At 55.9% G+C, this 22,699-nt stretch carries 19 protein-coding genes and 1 tRNA gene; 11 read left to right on the top strand and 9 right to left on the bottom strand.

Annotation, left to right across the window (positions count from 1 at the left end):
* The first annotated feature begins 307 nt into the window (after positions 1-307).
* The 5 genes from GVJ63_RS06845 (at position 308) to ompC (ending at position 8,958) form a co-directional block, all read left to right on the top strand.
* Positions 308-2,251: an Ig-like domain-containing protein gene (locus GVJ63_RS06845; RefSeq protein ID WP_159226601.1), complete on the top strand. Its 1,944-nt coding sequence runs from the start codon at positions 308-310 to the stop codon at positions 2,249-2,251.
* A gap of 304 nt (positions 2,252-2,555) precedes the next feature.
* Complete coding sequence (locus tag GVJ63_RS06840) at positions 2,556-3,911, top strand: TolC family outer membrane protein (RefSeq protein WP_010248373.1); 1,356 nt, start codon at positions 2,556-2,558, stop codon at positions 3,909-3,911.
* Positions 3,912-3,927: 16 nt separating this feature from the next.
* The gene (locus GVJ63_RS06835) at positions 3,928-6,081 is read left to right on the top strand and encodes a type I secretion system permease/ATPase (protein WP_010248371.1); all 2,154 of its coding nucleotides are present in this window, start codon (positions 3,928-3,930) and stop codon (positions 6,079-6,081) included.
* Positions 6,078-7,247, top strand: a complete 1,170-nt coding sequence (locus tag GVJ63_RS06830; RefSeq protein ID WP_010248368.1) for an HlyD family efflux transporter periplasmic adaptor subunit — start codon at positions 6,078-6,080, stop codon at positions 7,245-7,247. Before GVJ63_RS06835 ends, GVJ63_RS06830 begins: the two co-directional genes overlap by 4 nt.
* Before the next feature lie 598 nt (positions 7,248-7,845).
* Positions 7,846-8,958 carry a porin OmpC gene (gene ompC, locus GVJ63_RS06825; protein WP_045140631.1) on the top strand — a complete coding sequence of 371 codons (1,113 nt, stop codon included), beginning with the start codon at positions 7,846-7,848 and terminating at the stop codon, positions 8,956-8,958.
* Positions 8,959-8,975: 17 nt separating this feature from the next.
* Here ompC and GVJ63_RS06820 read toward each other — a convergent pair whose 3' ends face one another.
* Positions 8,976-9,170: a hypothetical protein gene (locus GVJ63_RS06820; protein WP_010248364.1), complete on the bottom strand. Its 195-nt coding sequence runs from the start codon at positions 9,168-9,170 to the stop codon at positions 8,976-8,978.
* Between the two features lie 149 nt (positions 9,171-9,319).
* Positions 9,320-9,430 (bottom strand): hypothetical protein, encoded by a 111-nt coding sequence (locus tag GVJ63_RS22210; protein ID WP_010248361.1) that lies wholly within the window; start codon positions 9,428-9,430, stop codon positions 9,320-9,322.
* Between the two features lie 171 nt (positions 9,431-9,601).
* Between GVJ63_RS22210 and apbE the strand changes: the two genes are divergently transcribed.
* The 3 genes from apbE to GVJ63_RS06805 all read left to right on the top strand — a co-directional run bounded on the left by apbE (position 9,602) and on the right by GVJ63_RS06805 (position 13,038).
* Positions 9,602-10,648 (top strand): FAD:protein FMN transferase ApbE, encoded by a 1,047-nt coding sequence (apbE, locus tag GVJ63_RS06815; RefSeq protein ID WP_159226600.1) that lies wholly within the window; start codon positions 9,602-9,604, stop codon positions 10,646-10,648.
* Positions 10,648-11,289, top strand: coding sequence for a DNA oxidative demethylase AlkB (alkB, locus tag GVJ63_RS06810; RefSeq protein ID WP_159226599.1), 642 nt, complete (start codon positions 10,648-10,650; stop codon positions 11,287-11,289). Before apbE ends, alkB begins: the two co-directional genes overlap by 1 nt.
* A 96-nt stretch (positions 11,290-11,385) precedes the next feature.
* Positions 11,386-13,038 carry a multidrug ABC transporter permease/ATP-binding protein gene (locus tag GVJ63_RS06805; protein WP_010248354.1) on the top strand — a complete coding sequence of 551 codons (1,653 nt, stop codon included), beginning with the start codon at positions 11,386-11,388 and terminating at the stop codon, positions 13,036-13,038.
* A gap of 170 nt (positions 13,039-13,208) precedes the next feature.
* Here GVJ63_RS06805 and GVJ63_RS06800 read toward each other — a convergent pair whose 3' ends face one another.
* The 5 genes from GVJ63_RS06800 to GVJ63_RS06780 all read right to left on the bottom strand — a co-directional run bounded on the left by GVJ63_RS06800 (position 13,209) and on the right by GVJ63_RS06780 (position 16,795).
* The gene (locus GVJ63_RS06800) at positions 13,209-13,925 is read right to left on the bottom strand and encodes a 4'-phosphopantetheinyl transferase (RefSeq protein ID WP_033767435.1); all 717 of its coding nucleotides are present in this window, start codon (positions 13,923-13,925) and stop codon (positions 13,209-13,211) included.
* A gap of 71 nt (positions 13,926-13,996) precedes the next feature.
* Positions 13,997-14,200, bottom strand: a complete 204-nt coding sequence (locus GVJ63_RS06795) for a hypothetical protein (protein WP_003854174.1) — start codon at positions 14,198-14,200, stop codon at positions 13,997-13,999.
* Between the two features lie 440 nt (positions 14,201-14,640).
* A tRNA-Pro gene (locus GVJ63_RS06790) sits at positions 14,641-14,717 on the bottom strand.
* Positions 14,718-14,790: 73 nt separating this feature from the next.
* On the bottom strand, positions 14,791-16,545 hold the full coding sequence (yejM, locus tag GVJ63_RS06785; protein ID WP_022625056.1) for an LPS biosynthesis-modulating metalloenzyme YejM: 1,755 nt from the start codon (positions 16,543-16,545) through the stop codon (positions 14,791-14,793).
* Positions 16,546-16,567: 22 nt separating this feature from the next.
* Positions 16,568-16,795: a YejL family protein gene (locus tag GVJ63_RS06780; RefSeq protein ID WP_010248348.1), complete on the bottom strand. Its 228-nt coding sequence runs from the start codon at positions 16,793-16,795 to the stop codon at positions 16,568-16,570.
* Positions 16,796-16,953: 158 nt separating this feature from the next.
* On the opposite strand from GVJ63_RS06780, the gene yejK reads away from it, so the two are divergent.
* A complete protein-coding gene (gene yejK, locus GVJ63_RS06775; RefSeq protein ID WP_010248346.1) occupies positions 16,954-17,958 on the top strand; it encodes a nucleoid-associated protein YejK in 1,005 nt (334 codons plus the stop codon).
* Between the two features lie 118 nt (positions 17,959-18,076).
* On the opposite strand, the gene rplY is transcribed toward yejK, so the two are convergent.
* Complete coding sequence (gene rplY, locus GVJ63_RS06770) at positions 18,077-18,361, bottom strand: 50S ribosomal protein L25 (RefSeq protein ID WP_003854168.1); 285 nt, start codon at positions 18,359-18,361, stop codon at positions 18,077-18,079.
* Positions 18,362-18,537: 176 nt separating this feature from the next.
* A complete protein-coding gene (locus tag GVJ63_RS06765; RefSeq protein ID WP_159226598.1) occupies positions 18,538-20,292 on the bottom strand; it encodes a DEAD/DEAH box helicase in 1,755 nt (584 codons plus the stop codon).
* 155 nt (positions 20,293-20,447) lie between these two features.
* On the opposite strand from GVJ63_RS06765, the gene rsuA reads away from it, so the two are divergent.
* Both rsuA and GVJ63_RS06755 read left to right on the top strand, forming a co-directional pair.
* On the top strand, positions 20,448-21,167 hold the full coding sequence (gene rsuA, locus GVJ63_RS06760) for a 16S rRNA pseudouridine(516) synthase RsuA (protein ID WP_010248342.1): 720 nt from the start codon (positions 20,448-20,450) through the stop codon (positions 21,165-21,167).
* Between the two features lie 49 nt (positions 21,168-21,216).
* Entirely contained in the window at positions 21,217-22,413 is a 1,197-nt protein-coding gene (locus GVJ63_RS06755) for a Bcr/CflA family multidrug efflux MFS transporter (protein WP_010248339.1), read from the top strand.
* The last annotated feature ends 286 nt before the right edge of the window (positions 22,414-22,699 follow it).

Here is a 22,699-nt window from a genome sequence, read left to right as displayed (position 1 = left end):
AAAGCACCCGCTTTTTTTTGTTTTAGTCACGTGATAATTGCATTTTCCAGATTATCGCCACTATTCATTAGCAGAATGAAAGATTAGGGTAGGCGCAACAAACGGCGTCACGCCGTAAAATCAGCATTCTGACTCTATTTGGCGCTTTTATTAGCGTCCTGTTTATCAATCCTTGTTACCTGCGGGTAACCGGTTCCGACCAGCGGAAACGGGCAGCTTCAGCTGTCCCACTACCATGTCGTCAGACTAAACGATCGGTTTATCCGATGGTTTTTGTCTGCGTTTCTGTTCTGAACTGAGGTTACCTATGTCATCACGCGATACGCTTCGTACTACCCGGCTTGAATCCATTTTTCAGACGGCGGTGAGCGATTTTGCCGTCGCCGATAGCGCTGTGCCCGCCATTGCGCCAGCCGCCACGCAAAGTCTGAGCCTTCCTTTCGCCACGCCGGGCCAGAGCCTGCCGATCACTACGCTCTCCACCGAGTCACTGCATAGCAGCCCGCTCAACGACAGCACACTGGCTGTCAGCGCGGTGAAAAGTTCGCCGCCAGCTATGCTGCGACCCTATGAACCGATCGCCAGTGATGGCGTGATCGCTGGCTGGGAAGCGCAAAAGCCGGTGCATCTGCGCGGTCGTGCTGAAGGTGAAGCGGGCTCCACCGTCACGCTGACCTTCAACGATCAAAGCTGGCACAGCACCGTCAATAAGTGGGGCTACTGGAACGCCTCCATGCCGGCTGATACGCTGAAAGGCGTAGCGGATGGCAATCACACGCTGACGCTGACCATTACTGATAAAGCAGGGCAAAGCACGGCAACCACCGTAGATTTTGGTCTCTATACCGACCGCACGATCAAACCTACCCTGACCGTGGACACGGTCAGTGGTGACAACGCGGTGAGTATTGCTGAGAGCATTTATGGCGTCGAGATTAGCGGCAGCGCAACGCACTTGCCGGTGGGGTCGGTGCTGAAACTGACGCTGGGGACGCAAACCACCACCGCCAGCATGGGAAATGACGGTAAGTGGTATGGCACATTTCATGAAAGCGATATGCAGGCGCTGAAAGACGGGGTCTACAGCCTGAAAGTCACGGCGACCGATCCCAATGGAAACAGCGCCACCGAATATCACGATCTGACGCTGATCACCCATCTGAGTAGCCTGCCAAAAATTACCTTTGATAAGGTCACTGCGGACGATGTGATAAACCTGGCAGAAAGCCAGCAGGATCTGCTACTGAGCGGCATGCTCTCCACCGTCATGCCGGGTCATCGGCTGGTGATCACGGGTGCCAACCAGAAAGATTATGCCGCCACCATAGGCGATGATGGACACTGGCAGGTGGTGATCCCGGCAGCGGATGTGCACGCCTTTATCAACGTTGGGGAAATCCGCGCCTGGTCGATCGACGGGGCCAAAAACTACATTGACGTCACGCATGAGCTGAATATCCACACCGGCTTTATTCCGATCTACACCGAAATGGATATCGGCGGTGACATGACGCTCAACTATCAGGAGGCGCAGCACGATCTGAGCTTCTACGTTGAAGGCGCCAACACCCTGGAGATCAACGGTAAAACCTACCAGCCCGATGCCAAAGGTATGGTAACACTGACCTCCAGCGAGCTGCTGGCGCTGCCGGATGGCCCGGTCGCCGCCACCTTTCACCGCTGGGATGAATATGGCAACAGCGACACCCAGACCAGCGATAAACTCTTTACCGTAGCCGTGCACCAGCGGCCGACGCTGACCCTGGACACGGCTTTTGGTGATAACAAAATTGATGCTGCCGATGTCAACAGCTGGCATCTGATTCAGGGCAGCTCCAGTCATCTGCAACCGGGCAGCCTGGTGGAATTAACGCTGGGCGATCAGCACTACAGCGCCAGTGTAAAAGCCGATGGCGGCTGGGCGCTGACCATTCTGGCCGGGCAGCTGGCACCGCTGGACGATGGTGAGTACCAGATGACAGTCAGCGGCAAAGACAGCGCCGGTAATCTGGCCAGTGCCAGCCAGACGGTACAGGTGGCCTCACATACCAAAAGTGCCAACCCGCTGGAGGGTCAGACGGTGGACCAGTTGCTGGAGACGGTCAGCCTGACCCAGCAGGCGGAGACGGCGCACGTGGCGCAGGCATCTTCTGCCGCCGCCGCACCGCAGGAAAGTCATCTGTTCTCTGATATTCCTTATACGCTCGCCGACCACCTGCTGCAGCATCCTGCGGCACACCCCCTGGTCTGACGCTGACACATTAGTAAACGCACTGCCTTCCGGACAGGTCTGTTAAGCCTGTCTGGATTGGCGCGAGCTCGCTCAGTGGTTGCTTTTCGTTCGTTCAGCAGAAATATTAACGATTTCATCTGTTTTTAGCAGGAATAAGCGCGGGATCTGATCTAATAATGTTAAAGGTCGTTTAGCGTCTCGCTTGCGAACCATAAATAAAATAATGCATTAAATCTGTCAGACGCTGAGTAGCACCCCTTTTTGCTCGCTTTGTTCACCAGGAAAAACACCATGATGATAAGAACCCCTGTTGGTATGGATAATGAACAAAGCGCGATTAACTTTTTTGTTGTGCGCCCTGAGTGGCGTTGCAGTGCACGCGGCCTTTGCCGCACCGTTACCTAAAGCCGAATTTAACTGGCGCGCCGCGCCCACCGAAGAGCAGATTGCCAGCTTAACGCTGCGCGACGCCATTCTTCGGGCCTTCGCCCGCAATCCGAAAATCTCGGAAGCGGCGGCACAGATCCACATCGGTGAGGGGGATCTTGATGCCGCCCGCAGCGCCTGGTATCCGCAGATTTCACTGCAGGGCGCGGCGGGACGCTCTCATCAGACCGACTCCGCCGGGAGCCTGAACAATAACGGCTCCGGTGGCATCACGCTCAGCCAGCTGCTCTACGACTTTGGCCGCACCGGCAGCGCCATCGATGAGCAGCACGCGCTGTCGGATGCTTATCGTTACAGCCTGTTCGACTCGATGACCACTGTGGCGGAAGATACGCTGCAGGCCTACCTCGAAGTCAAACGTTACCAGGCGCTGGCAGAAACGGCGCATACCAATATTGCCTCACTGAAGCGCGTTCGGGATATCGCGAAGCTGCGCGCCGATGCCGGCCTCAATTCCCAGTCCGACGTGCTGCAGGCGGAAACACGCATCGCCGCGATGCAGGCCACGCTGGAGCAATATCGCGCCCAGCATCGTTCCGCCACCGCGCAACTGACCGTGCTGACCGGCGTGGTCCCCGCTACGCTGCCTGAACTGCCACAGGCGCTGCTTAAGCAGCAGATCACCCTCGACAAAATCGCCTATGAAAGCAGCGCGGCGGTGCGCAGTGCGCAGTCGAAGCAGGAAGCCGCTCGTGAACGGGTGCGCCAGGCAGAGTCCGGTCACTGGCCGACGATTAAAGTGCAGGCGGGCCGGACCCGCTATGAAAACGATCGTCAATCTTACTGGGATGATGAAGTGCAGCTGCAGGTGGAAGCGCCGCTTTATCAGGGCGGCCTGGTGAATGCGAAAACCCAGTCAGCGGAGGGCGATCGTGAAGCGGCGCAGGCCGCTATTCAGCAGGCCAAGCTCGCCATCAATCAAAACGCCTCTACCGCCTATGCCGACATGATTGGCGCGCAGCAGCGGCAGGCTGCCGGGGAAGTGCAGCTGGCCAGCGCCGACCATACCCGTAATGTCTACGCCGATGAATATCGCCTGAGTAAGCGCAGCCTGAACGATCTGCTTAGCGTGGAACAGGATGTGTTTCAGGCTGACAGCTCACGTATCACCGCGCTTTACGATGGCTGGGACGCCACCGTGCGTTATGCCGCCGCGGTAGACAATCTGCTCGATATCATGGGTATCGATCGCCAGCAAAGCAGCGGCGATCTCCTTCCTTCGCTGCAATAGCGATAAGGCATTAATAATGAGTACATCAACCCTGAATACCGATAACTGGATTGCCGCCATGCTGCGCGTAGCCGCGCGATTCGGTAAACCTGCCGATGGCAAAACCCTGCGTCAGCAGATGCGCTGGTTTGAACATCTGCCGGTGTCACAGCAGCTGGAACGACTCTCCGGCCTGCTGGGACTGCATCTGACCATGGTGCCGCAGAACAAACTGCGCTGGCGTCAGGAGATCACCCCGGTGGTGCTGGTGCTGGAGAATGCCAGCGTGGCGGTGCTGGAGAGCATCGATTCCGACAACAGCGCGCGCTACTGGCTCAGTGAAGGCGGCGATGTGGTGCGTGAAAGCGCTTTATCAGAACTGCTGGCACGCGCCCAGGGCGATGTCGGCGTGATTGGCGTAGCGGCGCGTGGCCGTGATGCGCGCATCGACGAATTCGTTCAGCCTTATGAGCCACACTGGTTCTGGAAAAATTTTCGCGGTATGGGCCGCCGTATCACGGAAATTTCGCTGGCCTCGGTGATCAGTAATGTGCTGGCACTGGCCGGTATTCTCTTTTCGATGCAGGTCTACGATCGGGTCATCCCGGCCCAGTCGCAGTCCACGCTGTGGGTACTGTTTGTCGGCGTGCTGATCGCTGCGGCCATTGAGTATCTGATCCGGCTGATGCGGACCCAGGTGTCAGACTTAATGGGCAAACGCATCGACCTGAAAGTCTCGGCCATGCTGTTTGCCCGGGCGATGAGCATACGTAATGAGGCGCGTCCGAAGTCGACCGGTTCGTTTATCTCGCAGCTGCGTGAGATCGACCAGGTGCGTGAGCTGCTCACCTCGACCACGGTAGGCGCAGCGGCCGATCTGCCGTTTGTTATCCTGTTCCTGTTTATCATGTCGTTTGTTGGCGGCTGGCTGGTGCTGATTCCGCTGGCAGCGATCCCGCTGATCGTCATTCCCGGTCTGCTGGTGCAGATCCCGATGGCGCGGCTGGCCAAAGAGGGGCTGCGCGAGGGCGCGCTGCGCAATGCGGTGCTGGTAGAGACCATTGAAGGGATTGAGGATATCAAGGCGCTGCAGGCGGAACCCTATTTTCAGCGTCAGTGGGAGCAGACGCACGAAGTCAGCGCCTCAATCAGTAACCAGCAGCGGTTGTGGGGCGCGCGTCTCACCGGCTGGGCCTCGACTGTGCAGCAGCTCACCTATGCGGGCATGCTGGTATTTGGTGTCTATCTGGTGCTCGATTCGCAAATCACTACCGGTACGCTGGTTGCCTGCAGCCTGCTCTCATCACGCACCATCGCCCCGCTGATGCAGCTGACCATGGTCTTCTCGCGCTGGCAGCACGCCAAAATGGCGATGAAAGGGCTGGATGAGTTGCTGAAAAAGCCGCTTGATCAGCCTGAAGCGACCACGCTGGCACACTGCCCGACGCTCACCGGCCAGTACGATCTGCGCAATGTGCACTACAGCTATGACGAAGAGAATGAAAAGAATGTGCTCAACGTTCAGCAACTACAGATTAAGCCCGGCGAGAAGATTGCCATTCTGGGCAAAGTCGGAGCAGGGAAATCGACGCTGCTGAAGATCCTCGCCGGTCAGGCGCTGGCGACGCAGGGCAAAGTGATTGTCGATGGCGTCGATATTGAGCGTATCGATCCCACCGATTTACGTCGTCAGCTCGGCTGGCTCTCGCACGACTCCCGCCTCTTTTTTGGCACGCTGCGGCAGAATCTGATGCTGGGCAATCCCCATGCCAGCGAACAGGAGATGCTGCAGGCGCTGCGCATCAGTGGCGCGCTGTCGCTGGTCCAGCAGGATGCCGCCAGCCTGGACCGCATTATCAATGAAGGCGGGCGCGGACTTTCGGGCGGCCAGCGTCAGATGGTGATGCTGAGCCGGTTGATCCTGCGTCAGCCGCAGGTGGTATTGCTGGATGAACCCACCGCGGCGATGGATGAACAGCTGGAGGAGCATGTGATCCGTCAGCTGCAGGGCTGGATCAGCGGCCGGACGCTGGTGCTGGTGACGCACCGTCCGGCGCTGCTGAAGATGGTCGATCGTATAGTGGTGATGGATAACGGCCGGATTGTGGCCGATGGCCCGCGCGACGAGATCCTGCGCCGTGCGACGACACCCGCGTCGGCACCGTCGCCAGGTAAAGGAGACACCGCATGAGTCTGGTTATTGTTGATAAAGATCTTGCCCGTCATGAGCGCCGGACATCGGCGATTATCTGGCTCTGCACCGCCGCGCTGGCGATTTTTCTCATCTGGGCGCACTTTGCCATTCTGGATGAGGTCACGGTCGGCACCGGTAAAGTCACCCCTTCCAGCCGCGCGCAGGTGATTGACAGCCTGGATGGCGGCATCGTCAAACAGCTTAACGTGCATGAGGGCGACATTGTCGAAAAAGGGCAGGTGCTGGCGACCCTCGATCCGACACGCTTCCAGTCGAACTTCGGCGAGGCGCAGGCCAAAGTGCGCACCCTGCGCGCCTCGTCCGAGCGGCTGGAGGCGGAGCTGTCGGGCACGCCGCTGACATTCAGCGCCGAAACGCTGAAGGAGCCGAACCTGGTGACGCGTGAACGGCAGCTCTACGAGTCGCGACGCCGTAATCTCACCGAAACCATCAGTAATCTGCAGCAGTCGCTGCGACTGGTGCAGGATGAACTGCGCCTGACGGAACCGCTGGTTGCCAAAGGCGCAGCAGGGCAGGTCGAGGTGATTCGACTGCGTCGTCAGGTCAGCGATCTGCGCGGCAAAATCGATGAGGCGCGCAATGACTATCTGGTGCGCGCCCACGAAGAGCAGGTGAAAAATAATGCCGAACTGGATGCGCAATTGCAGGTTGCTGCAGGCAAAGAGGATCAGCTGACGCGTGCCACGCTCTATTCACCGGTGCGCGGCATTGTTAAAGATATTCAGGTCACCACGGTCGGTGGGGTACTGGAGCCTGGCGGTAAACTGATGGAAATCGTCCCGCTGGAGGATCAACTGCTGATTGAGACGCGCATCAATCCACGCGATATCGCTTATATCCGGCCCGGTCTGGCGGCTACCGTCAAAGTGACCGCCTATGACTCCTCCATCTATGGCGATCTGCACGGCGAAGTTGAAACGGTGTCGCCAGATACCCTGCAGGATGAGGTAAAACGTGATCAATATTACTATCGTGTTTATGTTCGTACCCAGAAAGCCGAGCTGACTAACCGTGCCGGACGTAAATTCCCGATCGTGCCCGGTATGGTGGCCAATGTAGAGATTAAAACCGGTCAGAAATCGGTTATGGATTATCTGATTAAGCCCCTGAATAAAGTCAAAGAATCGATGCGCGAGCGCTGAAAATCCGCACCAGCTAAAATATCCGCCTGCTTAATTACGGTGATAAATTAACATGGCGGATATTTGGGCAGTCAGGGCGCAAAGCGTGCGTATTTTAACAATATGTGCGGAAACAGGCCGTAGTTAATTTAACCCGGTTAAGAAAGTTTACGAAGATATAACGGAACGGTAAATAGCAGGCAAAAAAATGCCGGACAACTTGTCCGGCGGGAAATAATAAGTTGTACATCTCATTCGGGGAGAATGAAGGTAATAATGGAATAAATGATGATAGCGGGGTCTATTCTATTACCAGATGCCGTATAAGTTTTATCATTCAGTGCTTCGGAATACTCTGATGTAACCTGTTGATAACATAGCTCTCTGAATCGGTTTATCGATTTGTGCGCCATTTTTTATCGATCCGTGCTGGTTATTAGTTCCCCGTTATTTACATTATGAAATAACTGTTTCGACGTATGAAACACTTTTGGAAATTTAGTAGCATTTTCCTGGTGGATTATTGCCCGTTATAAAACAACAATGGCCTGCCGGCTGAATTTTTAATCATTCAGTTAGCAGTGGCAAATAATAAAGGCACATAACAGAGGGTAATAAAATGAAACGTCGCGTTCTCTCCCTGATGATCCCTGCGTTGCTGGTTGCAGCAGGATCAGCAAACGCAGCTGAAATCTATAACAAAGACGGCAACAAATTAGATCTCTTTGGTAAAGTTGACGGTCTGCACTACTTCTCTGATAACGATGGTTCTGATGGCGATCAGTCTTACGTTCGCTTCGGCTTCAAAGGCGAAACCGAAATCAGCAATGAGCTGACCGGTTACGGCCAGTGGGAATACCAGGCGGCGCTGAACAACGCCGAGTCTGAAGGTACGGCTGACAGCTACACCCGTGTTGGTTTTGCCGGTGTGAAATTTGGTGATGCAGGTTCGTTCGACTACGGTCGTAACTACGGTGTAGCTTACGACATCGGCGCCTGGACCGACGTGCTGCCAGAGTTCGGCGGCGACACCTACGGCGCAGATAACTTTATGTATCAGCGCGGTAACGGCATGGCGACCTACCGTAACAATAACTTCTTCGGTCTGGTGGATGGCTGGAACTTTGCAGTCCAGTATCAGGGCAAGAATGGCAACAGCACCGAGTCTCCGAATGGCCGTGACGTACTGGGTCAGAACGGCGACGGCTGGGGTCTGAGCACCACTTATGATCTGGGTTCAGGTTTCGGCATTGGTGCGTCTGCCTTCCAGTCTGATCGTACCAACGACCAGAATGGCGCAGCGCAGGGTATTCTGGGGCGTGGTGATAAAGCGGAAGCTTACACCGGCGGTCTGAAATATGACGCGAACAACATCTATCTGGCGGCTATGTATTCACGCGCCTATAACGCTACTCGCTTCGGCAGCAGCGACTCTGCAGCTTATGGCTATGCGGATAAAGCGGACAACTGGGAACTGGTTGCGCAGTATCAGTTCGACTTTGGCCTGCGTCCATCCCTGGCGTACGTCACCTCACGCGGCACCGATGTTCAGAACTGGGGTAAACAGAATCTGAAAAAATATATCGACGTTGGCGCGACCTACTACTTCAACAAAAACATGTCCACCTATGTTGATTACCAGATCAACCTGCTGGACGACAACGCTTTCACCGACGCAGCCGGTATCAATACCGACGACGTGGTGGCACTGGGTCTGGTTTACCAGTTCTGAGTTGTACGGGAGCGCAGTTACCGCTGCGCTCCTGCGTCACCTTTCGGGCTGAGCGCTTCAGCCTTTCGCCACTTGGTGGCTTCCGGCGCGGTTGTCACTGACGACACCACGCTGCCGAATCGCGCGCCTTCAAATGCCACGCCTGCCAGGGTGAAGGCTGAAAAGCTCAGCCAGTGATGCCATGCTGACTGCCACTTCTGTGAATTTTTCATTCTGCACCTCTCAGAGATAAACACTGTTTCAACAGTGCAGAATTCATGCCAGCTTTACCGCTCTCACAGCCACAGACCTCGCGCGCACTTTGGTACACTTGCCGCGCGCGTCAGGGCGATCTTGCCCCAATGAGGTGCAGTTAAGCCTGTTATTGGCGCGGGCGTGAGGGTGTCATGTGACGATGACGACGCTGATGCAAGACTTTATAGCTACTGAAGATAAACAGCCCCAGGGCAATGACGAGAATCAGATAGATCATCTGCCGCTCCTTACTTTGATTAACGTTAGTCGCCTGATAAAAGGCGGATACAGGGTAGATGACCGGTGAATACTGATAGGTTTCAGAGAAATATTCAACTCTCTTTAAGCGTCTTTACCCGAAGTTTATGCTTTGTAGCAGAGCTGAATAAAGTGTTACAAGTGAGGAAAGATGCGTTCTCAGATTAATCTGCTGTTTATAGCGATGTTAACGTTGATGTTAACGGCCTGTGATAAGCCAGCGACCACATCCGCGCTGGTGCTGGAAGGAAAAACCATGGGAACCGTCTGGCGTGTGAGCCTGGCCGGTGTGGCGAGTGAGCGCAGAGCGGAACTGCAACAGCGGATTCAGCAGCAGCTGGATGCGGACGATGCGGAACTCTCTACCTGGAAGCCCGACTCCGCCTTGTCGCGCTTCAACCAAAGCCGTGACCTGTCACCGCAGCCGGTGAGTGAAAACATGGCGGATATTGTCACGACCTCACTGCGGATTGGCCGTAAAACTGGCGGGGCGATGGATATTACCGTCGGGCCACTGGTCAACTTATGGGGCTTTGGCCCGATGAAACAGCCCGGCCATACGCCGGATGCGGCACAAATCGCCGTCGCCCGGGCGCAGACCGGATTGCAGCATCTGCGGGTGGTGCAGGGCGCAGATGGACAGTGGCTGCAGAAAGATCTGCCAGGTCTCTATGTCGATCTCTCGACGGTGGGCGAGGGCTTTGCCACCGATCATCTGGCGCGACTGATGGAGCAGCTCGGCATCAATAACTATCTGGTGTCTGTGGGCGGCGCCGTTCTGAGCCGCGGCCTTAATGCGCAGCAGCAGCCGTGGCGGGTGGCGATTCAGAAACCGACCGATCGTGAGAATGCGGTTCAGGCGCGCGTTAATCTGCAGGGACACGGCATCAGTACCTCCGGCAGCTATCGCAACTATTATGAACTGGACGGCAAGCGCATTTCTCATGTGATCGATCCCGTTACCGGACGGCCAATTGAGCATAAACTGGTTTCCGCCACGGTGATCGCCACCACGGCGCTGGAAGCCGATGGCTGGGATACCGGACTGATGGTACTTGGCACGGAAAAAGCCCAGGCGCTGGCGATCGAACAGCATCTGGCGGTCTATCTGATCAGCAAGCAGGGCGATAAATTTGTCAGCTGGATGTCGCCGCAGTTCGCTGCTTTCCTGATCCCCGCTGAATCCGGAGAACCCTGATGTTAGATCTGTTTAGTGAAGAACAACCCTGGCAGGAGACGCTGGCTGAGGGCGCGGTGATCCTGCGGCGTCGCGCACGTGAGGATGCAGAGGCGCTTTATCAGCAAATAATGGCAATTGCGGAGCAGAATCCGTTTGCCCATCGCATTACGCCCGGTGGCCATCGCATGTCGGTGGCGATGACCAACTGTGGCGATTTCGGCTGGTCGGTGGATTCACGCGGCTACCAGTATCAGCAGCAGGACAACCTGAACGGGCGTAAATGGCCGGCTATGCCGCCGCTGTTTCGTACTCTGGCGCAGCAGGCGGCGTCTCAGGCGGGGTTCCCTGGCTTTAATCCGGATGCCTGCCTGCTTAATCGCTATGAGCCGGGCGCGAAGCTGACGCTGCATCAGGATAAAGATGAGAAAGATCTGCGTCAGCCTATCGTTTCGGTGTCGCTGGGTTTACCGGCGGTCTTTCAGTTTGGCGGCTTCGAGCGGGGTGACAGTACCCAGCGTGTGCTGCTGGAACATGGTGATATTGTGGTGTGGGGCGGGCCGTCGCGCCTGCGCTACCACGGCATCCTGCCACTAAAGCCAGGCGTTCATCCGCTGGTGGGTGCCTGGCGTTTTAACCTGACGTTTCGACGCGCTTTCTGACCCACCACGCCGGTTACGGCGTGGTACGAATAACTATTGCTATCATTTTGCATCCCATTACACTGCAGGCTGTTTTTTGACTGCTGGATTGCCTGCATGACGTTGCTAAGCGTTGTTTTTCGCCAGTTCCGCTGGCCTTTTATCGGGGTGATTGCGCTCACGTTGTTAAGCGCCGTGCTGGGTATCGGCATGATCGCCTTTATCAATCGCGAAATGATTGTCGCCATTAACACCTCATTTGCGGTACTGCCGCAGTTTCTGTTGCAGCTGGTGGTGCTGATGGCGGTGACGCTGGCCTCGCAACTGGCGCTGACCATGCTTGGCCATCAGTTTGTCTGGCGACTGCGCGGCGAATTTATCAAGCGTATCCTCGATACCCGCATTGAACGCATCGAGCAACTCGGCAGTGCGCAGCTGCTGGCGGGCCTGACCAGCGACGTGCGGGCCATTACTCTGGCCTTTGTGCGCCTGCCGGAGCTCTTTCAGGGTGTGATTATTACGCTTGGCTCGGCGATCTATCTTGCGTGGCTGTCGCCTAAAATGCTGCTGGTAACCAGTGTCTGGCTGGGTGTCACGCTGGTTGGCGGCTGGCTGCTGGTCTCGCGGGTTTACCAGCACATGGCAAAGCTGCGGGAAATCGAAGATAACCTCTATCGTGATTATCAGACGGTGATTGAAGGGCGCAAAGAGCTACAGCTTAACCGCTCACGCGCTCAGCAGGTTTACGACACGGTTTATCAGGAAGATGCCCGCGCCTGGCGACACCACATTGTCCGCGCCGACACTTATCACCTCAGTGCGGTCAACTGGTCAAATATCATGACGTTAGGCGCTATCGGCATGGTCTTTTTTATGGCCAACAGCCTGGGCTGGGCCAATACCGCCGTCGCCGCTACCTTTTCCCTGACGCTGCTGTTTTTACGCACGCCGCTGCTCTCCGCGGTGGGCGCGTTACCGACGTTGCTCAGTGCCCAGGTCGCATTCCGTAAGCTCAATGCCTTTGACCTCGCTCCTTATCAGTCAGGATTCCACTCCGCCTCCACGTCCTCAGACTGGCAAACGCTGGAGTTGCGCGACGTCTCTTTTCACTATGGTGATAACGGCTTCCAGGTCGGGCCGGTTAACCTGACGCTGCGCCGGGGCGAACTGGTCTTTCTGATTGGCGGCAACGGCAGCGGGAAATCGACGCTGGCGATGCTGCTGACCGGTCTTTATCAGCCTCAGTCCGGCACGCTGCTGCTGGATGGCAAGCCGATAACGGCGGATGAGCTTGATGTGTGGCGCAGTCAGTTCTCGGCGGTCTTTACCGACTTACACCTGTTTGACCGGTTAATGGGACGGGAAGGGGTTGCAGCCAACCCGGCGCTGGTTCAGCTCTGGCTGGAGAGACTGAAGATGCAGGATAAGCTGAAGATTGAAGGCAACAAAGTGCTGAATCTGCAGCTTTCTAAAGGACAGAGTAAGCGACTGGCACTGCTGCTGGCGGTGGCAGAAGAGCGCGATGTGCTGCTACTGGATGAGTGGGCGGCGGATCAGGATCCCCATTTTCGCCGTATCTTCTATCGCGAGCTGCTGCCGTGGCTACAGCAGGCGGGTAAAACGGTGTTTGCTATCAGCCATGACGATCACTACTTCATTCATGCCGATCGGCTGCTGGAGATGCGTGAAGGCAAGTTGACGGAGCTGACCGGTAATGAGCGCGATCTTGCCACGCTCGACTCGGTAAAACGCACCGACACCGGGCTTTAACGGCAGCTGGCAAAGCTTAGCAAAAAAGCGTAGTGGCATGCTTCGCCTAAACCAGGCTACGTTAGCGATCAGCAGAAACTCCGGTTTCTGCCATTCTGAACCTTTTCTTTCGTCTGTGTTACCCCCGGCTAAACCGCAAAGTTTTAACGCGTATTGTTTAGCCGGTTTTTTTAAAGCCGATGTGTGATTAGCGTGATTACCTGAGTATCCCGCCACACAAAGCTTGCCTCCAGTAACGTTCCCATCGCAAAACACCCGCTGAAGTGCTGAGTCAGTCGCAACGTCGCCCGCTGCTGCGCGAAATCTACCGACACCAGTTCCGCATCCGGAAAGTCCATCGGCTGAAGCAGTTGCGGCCAGATGGCTTTATAAACGCTCTCTTTGAGGGAGAAGAGCAGGGTAGCGGCAGCGCGAAAAGAGACGGGCAGCGTCCGTAACAGGTGCTGTTCCTGCTCGTTCATCAGCAACTCAGCCGTTTCATGCGCCGTCGTCTCCGACATGAACTGCTCGACATCCACCCCAACAGCGCAGGGCTGACGGGTTGCCGCTACCACAACGATGCCTGCACTGTGCGACAGTGACGCCTGAATGCCAGCGGGCCAGCAGGGGGATCGATCAGCTGCATTGGTCAGAATGAAATCAGCAATACCCAGTTCTGCCATCACTGACCGGACCAGCAGACGGCTGGCGAGGTATTCAGCACGCCGTTTACTGACAGCCTGCTGCAGTCGGGCGGGCAGCGGAATATCCCATTCGACAGCCAGCCCGTCATGATACTTTTGCGGATCGAAGTGACTCACCGCCAGCAAAGGATCGCTGCGGTTAAGGTGCCGGGAAAGGATAAAGCCGCCTGCAACAGGCGGCAGCGGCAGGTCGGGATAGCGCATGCGGGACCATCATCAAAACCAAAAAGGCATTAAATCAGGCGCGATGGATCAGGGCAAGCAGCCCGCCGGAATCAGTCGTTGGGAGGAATGGCAAAACTCTTCAGAGAAACAACGAAATGGTGGTGACCCCTGCTGATGCGTGCACCTCGGTCGCACCAGTGGCTTGCCAGACGAAAGAAATCGTCGCTGCCAATGTCATACGCCAGTTCCACTTTGCTAATGCCTGAATGCAGCAATGCTTCTGCATCTTTCAGGCTTTTCGCTTTGATCGCCATAAAAATTATCCGTCAATTTCTGGGGATTTCAGGGTAGGCATTTTCTGTGACATTTTTGTTTCAGTTTGATGAATAAGCGCAGCCGGTAGCCGATTTTGTGAAGCAGATCAGATTATAATGCAACTGTTAACCTGCTGATTGTAAGAGGAATGTTAACTGCCACACGGGACTATTCTGAATGTTAAACGGAGAGATAAGCTGAGATAGAAAGGCCGCGTCAGACGCGGCCCCGTGGGTTACTTCTGGTCTGGCGGGGAAGGTTGCTTATCGCCTGACTCGGGTGCTTCTGTTGGATCGTCTTTTTCAATATATGTCATGAACTCTCCTCTTGTTACCCACACGCAGTTAAGTATAGAACGAATTGTGGAAGGTGCGAGGTAAGTTAAGGTTTGATGACAGAAACGAAAAAAGCAGCCTTTAGGGCTGCTTTTCAGGGAATTTGGTCGGCACGAGAGGATTTGAACCTCCGACCCCGGACACCCCATGACCGTGCGCTACCAGGCTGCGCTACGTGCCGAACACTGGAGGATTAGTCTACTGGTTATCACCATTAATGCAAGATACCTGCCGGCTATTTGCCTGATTATTAATCAGTTAGCGATAAACCGCTTCTCTTCAGTTAATACCTGCAACAGCAGCGCCAGTTCTGGCTTGTGATCTTTCAGGGCGTTGCCCTGCGCATCATAAGCGCGATAGCTGCCGTTATTGTTGAGTACCAGCGTCACCTGCGGCGTGGTAATCACCAGCTTATTCTCTTCGCTGCTGACGACCCAGTCATGGCGACGGCGCGCAGCAAACAGATCTTCACCCTGAGAGTAGTTCACCGGATTGGTCCGCACATGCAGCAGTCGCTGCATGAGCGTCGACATCACATCCTGATGATCAGAAAGGCGATCAACGGTCTGTGCGGGCGTATCTGGCCAGTGAATCACTAATGGCACCTGCAGCGTCTGGCGGTTTCCAGCGCTGTCAGGATTGCCATCCAGTGCCAATCCACGCTGCGCCGTAATCACCACCACCGTGTTCTTCAGTAAATCACGCGCCTGCAGGCTGCTGAGCACCGCGTGGATCTGCTCATCAACGGCAGGAGCCTGGCGCAGATAGCTGCGCTGACGCGCTTTTGCACTGTCGCCGGTGACGTCCGGGCCGTTCAGGGCAATCCATGAGAACCACGGCGCCTGTGAACCGTTCTGTTTCTCCAGCCAGTTCTGCCATTGCGCCACAGTACTGGCGTTGGGCTGGCTGGTCGTTGCAGGCAGTGAATAATCAGTCAGCAACGCCTGCCGGTAGAGCGGCGGATTAAAGCCTTCCGAGGAGAAGAGGCCAAACTGGTAACCCTGGGTGCTAAGCGCGCCCAGCAGCGCCGACGGCGTTCGGGATGCCAGAATACCGTTCATGTAGCTGGATGAGATCCCATAGAACAGGCCAAACAACCCTTTCTCTGGCGTATCACCCGCGCTGTAGTGCTGGGTAAAACGCACGTTCTCGCTGGCGAACTGATTAAGCTCCGGCAGCGCTTTGGCCAGCGTGGCGTTGTTCAGACCATCGACCGTCAGCACCAGCAGGTTGTTGCGTGTGCCGGCATCACGGAAAGTAATCTCGCTCAGCGGATATTCCACCGCCACTGCTTCCGGGTCGCCCTGCTGAATCAGCCGACGCTGATACTCCTGCGCATCCAGCAGACCATGACGCTCAAGGAAGCGGCGGGCGGTCATCGGGTAGGAGAGCGGCAGGTTGGCACGCTGCATCGTAATCGGACGATAGAAATTCGCATCGGCCCAGATATACATCAGGTGGCTGGCAAAGAAGGCGCTGATAAACAGGGCGGCGACAGGCTTACCAAACGAACGGCGATTCAGGCTGCGAAGCTTCTGCCAGCTCCAGGTCGCAAACAGCATCTCAACCAGGAAAATCAGCGGCACGCTGATAAACATCAGCTGCCAGTCGCGCGCCATCTCGCTCTGATCAGGGTTAATGACCAGCTCCCACACCACCGGATTCAGGTGCAGGTGGAAGCGGCTGAACACTGCACTGTCGACCATCACCAGCGTCAGCCCGGCGGTAGCGACCACCGCGGACAACACCCGCATCAGCCGTTGCGACATCACCACAAAGGTCAGCGGGAAGATAATCAGCAGATAGGCGGCAAAAACAACAAAACTGAAGTGGCCAACCCAGCTGGTATAGGCGTAGATGCGCCCCGCCAGCGAAGAAGGCCAGTCGGCGACCAACAGGTAGCGACTGCCTAAAATCAGCGCGAATAAGATGTTAAACAGAGCAAACCAGTGACCCCAACTGATCATCTGGGAAACTTTTTCGCGGTAGCGCTGCCGGTTGGTTACCATATTATGAAGTCAAATCAGCCAATTAATGGGCGTTATCGTCACGCACAGACGCCTGAAGGGCATCGGCGAAAGATCGTGCCAGTGAACGACGTTGCGCCGGAGCAACATCGCTGTTAATTAAGTTGGTCACCATATTTCCCAGAACCATCAGGGAGAGATCGGTGGGGGCTTTGTCCTTGTGCAGGATTTGGGCCATTTCCGCGAGGAGTTGTTCCACGCGTTCGTCACTGTAACGGGATGATTGTGCCATATCGTCGTCTAAGCTCATTTCAAAAGGCGATATATTACCGGAACAGCGCACTTTTTACCGCAATTTTATCGAAAGCCGCGCGTTCGCTATACGCATGGAGTTGAAAGCCGATGCTGGCGGTGTTTGAATACGCGCCTGTGCTAAAAGGAGAGTCTACCATGAGTCTGGATATCGACCAGATTGCCCTGCATCAGTTAATTAAACGCGATGAAAACCAGCTTGAACTGGCGCTGCGCGATTCGCTGCTGCCTGCCACCAACACGGTCAACGCGATGGTGGAGGAGTTACACCGGGTTTATAGCGCAAAAAGCAAAGCCTATGGCCTGTTCAATGCAGAGAGTGAACTGGCAGAAGCGCTGCGTAATTGTCGTAAGGGCAACGATGATTTTCTCGCTTTTAGCCGTGCCGCGACCGGTCGTCTGCGCGATGAGCTTGCAAAATACCCCTTCGCTGAAGGCGGCGTGGTGTTGTTTATTCACTACCGCTATCTGGCGGTGGAATACCTGCTGATTGCGGTGCTGAACAGCCAGTCCAGCATGCGCGTCAACGAGCAGATGGATATCAGCAGCACCCACTATCTTGACATCAATCATGCCGACATCGTGGCACGCATCGATTTAACCGAGTGGGAAACTAACCCGGAATCGACCCGTTATCTGACCTTCCTGCGTGGCCGCGTCGGACGTAAAGTGGCTGACTTCTTTATGGACTTCCTGGGTGCCGAAGTGGGATTAGACACCAAGGCGCAGAACCGCGGTCTGTTGCAGGCGGTAGATGACTACTGCAACGAATCGGAACTGGATAAGCAGGAGCGGCAGAACTATCGCCAGCAGGTCTACAGCTACTGCAACGAGCAGTTGCAGGCGGGCGAGGAGATTGCGCTGGAAGAGTTATCGAGCGAACTGCCACCGCTGGGTGAAAAAACGTTCCAGGCTTTTACCCAGGAGCAGGGGTATGAACTGGAAGAGAGCTTCCCGGCGGATCGCAGCACTCTGCGCCAGCTGACGAAGTTTGCCGGAAGCGGCGGGGGCCTGACCCTGAACTTCGATGCGATGTTGCTGGGCGAACGCATTTTCTGGGATCCGGCAACGGACACCCTGACGATTAAGGGCACACCACCCAATCTGCGCGATCAGCTGCAGCGCCGTACCAGCAGCAAATAAAAAAGCCGGGCTTAGCCCGGCTTTCATTCCCTGCACGCGGCGATCATTTCACCGGGCAGCGCCAAAAGAAAAGGGCCGGTTTCGCAACCGGCCCTTCTGCTTTCAACGAAGTTCGCGATTAAGCGCGAACGAAGTCGATGTGGAACAGTTTTGGCTTGAACGGGTGACGCTGAACAGCCTGAACTTTCACTTTAGTTTCTTTACCGTCAACTGACAGGGTCAGCACTTCGTCGTAGAAACCTGGCTTAGATTGCAGGTTCATTACGGAATCGTGATCCAGGTCGATGGCAACAGCCGCTTCAGAACCACCGTAGATGATGGCCGGGAAACGGTTTGCTGTACGCAGGCGGCGGCTCGCACCCTTACCCTGCTCTTTACGTTCTACTGCATTGATAGTGAGCATTAATATATCTCTTTATTTAATTCCTGCTACAGGCGACCCAGTAACAGGCTGGTTATTCAATACCGCTGATGCACATGCAAAAGCGGGCGGCAGTATAGCCGTTATGCTGGATGGTAGCAAACGATATACCCGCCAGCCGGGCTCGGCATCCGGTTAGCCGGACCCGATAGCGCTCATTAGCGCAGCTCATTGGCACGGCGATAGCGACCCTGATAATCGAACATTTTTTCGCGGATCTGCCAGAACTGACCTTTGGCCCGCGCCACCACAAAGTCGGGATGACGCAGCAGCGGCTGCAGCGCCAGCACGTCAGCGGCGCTTTGCCAGCCCAGCGGCACGCCGGGCGCGCGCTGATGCGGGCGCATAAAGAGCTGTTCAAACGCTTTGCGCTGGGCCGGTGTCTGCAGACGAAACCGTTCGCTGACGCTGGTGCCTTCCTCGTCATAATAGGTCGCCTTGAGCCATTCACCTTTGGCGTCACGGCCCTGTTCCAGCGTCATGCCGCCACAGCGCAGCACCAGCGCATCTTTAAGCTTCAGCGCCGCTTTGAGCATATCGTCAGGATCGACCAGAATTTTGTCGCACTGGTGACAACGCCGGGCGGCAATATCATTCTCTGCGCCACAGTCGGGGCAGCTTTTAAAGCGGAAGCGGAAGTCACACTGTTCGCGCTCGCCCTCATCATCTTCCAGCACGCCCTGACAGCGTCGGCCAAAATGTTCGATGACCATGCCATCTTCGGTCGCCTTGCCCCAGAAGGTGTTGGCGAACCCGCAGGCGGGACAAAAAACCTGTACCGGCTGATTGTCGCTGGCCCCTTTGGGCGCGCCGACCTCGGGCGTAAAGAGATCGTGCGGATTACCGGCATAATCGAGAATCAGACAGTCGGTTTTACCGGGCGAGAGCCGCAGGCCGCGTCCGACGATTTGCTGATAGAGGCTGACCGACTCGGTCGGGCGCAGAATCGCAATCAGATCAACGTGCGGAGCATCAAACCCGGTGGTCAGCACCGCCACGTTAACCAGGAATTTCAGCTGCTGCGCCTTAAAGGCCAGAATCAGATCATCGCGCTCTCTGGCAGGCGTTTCGGCTGACACCAGCGCGCTGTTAGCGGGCAGCAGCCGCAAAATTTCATGCGCATGCTCCACCGTTGAAGCAAAAATCATCACCCCCAGCCGATCTTCAGCGAACTCCACGATCTGACGGATAATATGGGGCGTCACGCGCTGCTGCTGTTTCAGTTCACGATTAAGATCGGCTTCGCTGAACAAGCCGCTGCTTTGTGCCGTCAGGCGGCTGAAGTCATACTGCACCACCGGCATATCCAGTCGCTCCGGCGGCACCAGAAACTGATGTTTGATCATGTAGCGCAGCGGCAGTTCATAGATACAGTCGCGAAACAGCGATTTTTCGTCGCCACGCACCATGCCGTGATAGTGGAACTGATAAATCCAGCCTTTACCCAGCCGGAAAGGCGTGGCGGTCAGGCCCAGTAAACGCAGTTGCGGATTATGCTGACGCAGATGATTAAAGATCTGCTGATACTGACTCTCTTTATCATCACCGATACGGTGGCACTCATCGACAATCACCAGTGAAAAGGCGCTGTCGAACTGGTCGAGGTTACGCGCCACTGACTGCACGCTGCCAAACACCACTTTGCGCTGACTCTCTTTACGCTGAAGTCCGGCGGCAAAGATATCCGCCTCCAGCCCGTAAGCCTGATATTTACTGTGGTTCTGCGCTACCAGCTCTTTGACGTGCGCCAGCACCAGCACCCGGCCACGCGCCAGCCGTGCCAGCTCGGCAATGACCAGGCTCTTTCCGGCACCGGTCGGCAGCACAATGACTGCAGGCTGATGATGACGACGGAAATGCGCCACGGTGGCATTCACCGCATCCTGTTGATAGGGGCGTAAGGTAAAAGACATGATGCTCACTTTTGCAAAACTGGGGGTAATTATGCCATGAAAGTGCGGTAAACGCGCTGTCAGGCTGGCGCGGATCACGTTATACTTCCCGCACATTTTCAACGGTTAACCAGGCCGTTTCAGATTCCCTCCGCAGTAACAGGCAAAACGAATTCATGCGACTCGACAAATTCATCTCTCAGCAACTGGAAATCAGCCGCGCCATCGCCCATCGCGAGATCCGTGGTCAGCGTGTCACCGTTAACGGGGAAATCGTACGCGATACCGCGTTTAAACTGCTGCCCGACCACGAAGTCGTCTATGACGGCAACGTACTGCAGATGCAGACCGGTCCACGCTACTTTATGCTGAACAAACCGCAGGGTTACGTCTGCTCAACCGACGATCCCGATCATCCCACCATCATCTATTTCATTGAAGAACCGATGTCATTCAAACTGCACGCGGCGGGGCGTCTTGATATCGACACCACCGGACTGGTGCTGCTGACAGATGATGGCCAGTGGTCACACCGTATTACCTCGCCACGTCATCACTGCGAGAAAACCTACCGTGTGACCCTGGAATCACCGGTCAGTGACGATACCGCCGCGCAGTTTACGGCGGGCGTGCAGCTGCACAATGAGAAGAGCCTGACTAAACCGGCTCAGCTGGAGGTGATCACCCCGACAGACGTCCGGCTGACACTGAGCGAAGGCCGTTATCATCAGGTAAAACGGATGTTTGCGGCAGTAGGCAATCGGGTCCTTGAGCTGCATCGCGAGCGCATCGGTGACATCGTACTGGACGCCGATCTGGAACCGGGCGAATATCGTGCGCTGACAGAAGAAGAGATCGCCAGCATCGGTCTGCCGAAAGAGCTGCAGACAAAATAACCGGACGGGCCCGGCGGCCCGCATTACGACCATAAGGGCAGGAGAGGGTGTGCGTAAGGAAAAGAATTCGCCAACAGGACTGGTGGTCATCCTCGGTCTGTTAGCCATGCTGATGCCGTTGTCGATCGACATGTATCTGCCCGCCATGCCGCAGATTGCACGTGAGTTCGGCGTTTCAGCCGGTAGCGTGCAGATGTCGCTCAACCTCTACATTCTTGGCTTCGCGATTGGGCAGCTGATCTATGGGCCGCTGGCAGACAGCTATGGGCGTAAGCCGGTGATTGCGCTCGGGACCCTGATCTTTGCCTGCGCTGCCGCGGCCTGTGCGCTGTCGCAAACCATCGATCAGCTGATTACGATGCGCTTTCTGCATGGACTGTCGGCTGCCGCAGCCAGTGTGGTGATCAATGCGTTAATGCGTGACAGTTACTCGAAAGAGGACTTCTCCCGCATGATGTCCTTTGTGATGCTGATTACCACCATTGCGCCGTTGCTGGCGCCGATCATCGGCGGCTGGCTGCTGGTGCTCTGGAGCTGGCACGCCATCTTCTGGGCGCTCGCGGGCGCGGCGTTAGTGACGACCGTGCTGGTGACCACGCAGATCCGTGAAACCCTGAAGCCGGAGCAGCGACAGCGGTTTCATCTGCGTACTACGCTGGGCAATTTCGTAACGCTGTTTCGCCACAAGCGCGCGTTCAGTTACATGCTGTCGAGCGGTTTCTCCTTTGCCGGGCTGTTTACCTTTCTCAATGCCGGTCCCTTTGTTTACATTGAACTGAATCACGTTTCACCGCAAAACTTTGGCTACTACTTTGGCCTCAATGTGGTGTTTCTGTTTGTCCTGACGCTGATTAACAGCCGCGCCGTGCGCCGCTTTGGCCCGGTGGCGATGTTCCGGATGGGACTGCTGATACAATTCTGTATGGGGATCTGGCTGCTGCTGGTCAGCGCCTTCAGCCTCGGCTTTTTGCCGCTGGTGATGGGGATCGCGATGTTTATCGGTTGCGTGTCGATGGTCTCATCGAATGCGATGGCGGTGATTCTGGATGAGTTTCCGCATATGGCGGGTACGGCATCGTCCCTGGCGGGCACCCTGCGTTTTGGCGTCGGGGCATTTGTCGGCGCGCTGCTGTCGCTGGTGAGTTTCAACAGCGCCTGGCCAATGGTCGGCACGATTGCACTGTGCGCGACAATCTCTCTGCTGCTCTTTTTCTACGCTTCACGTCCCCGCACTGCGTCCCGGTAATCGGGCGCAGTGGTTTCCCTCTGCAATGACCTGCCGACTTGCACGCCTCCTGACTTTGTTTCGATATTGTGAAAATATTTAGTTAAAAAAGTAATCACAATGCAGCTAAAATGATTGTTAACGGCGTGTGAACGCGGTACATATAGGCTGAAGTGCGATGTGAGTCGCAAAAAATGCGCTTCTGCAATCCACACGGACGGGCCATTAAACCCTGTCCGGACTCAGCGGTTATCAGGCCGCTTCCAGCTGGGCTGCTTTGTGTTGCGACATAAACTCATCCGGGGAG

The organism is Pantoea sp. 18059 (assembly GCF_902706165.1).
Lineage (GTDB): Bacteria > Pseudomonadota > Gammaproteobacteria > Enterobacterales > Enterobacteriaceae > Pantoea > Pantoea agglomerans.
Note: the sequence above shows the minus strand (reverse complement) of the source record. Positions and strands in the feature narration are given on the sequence as shown.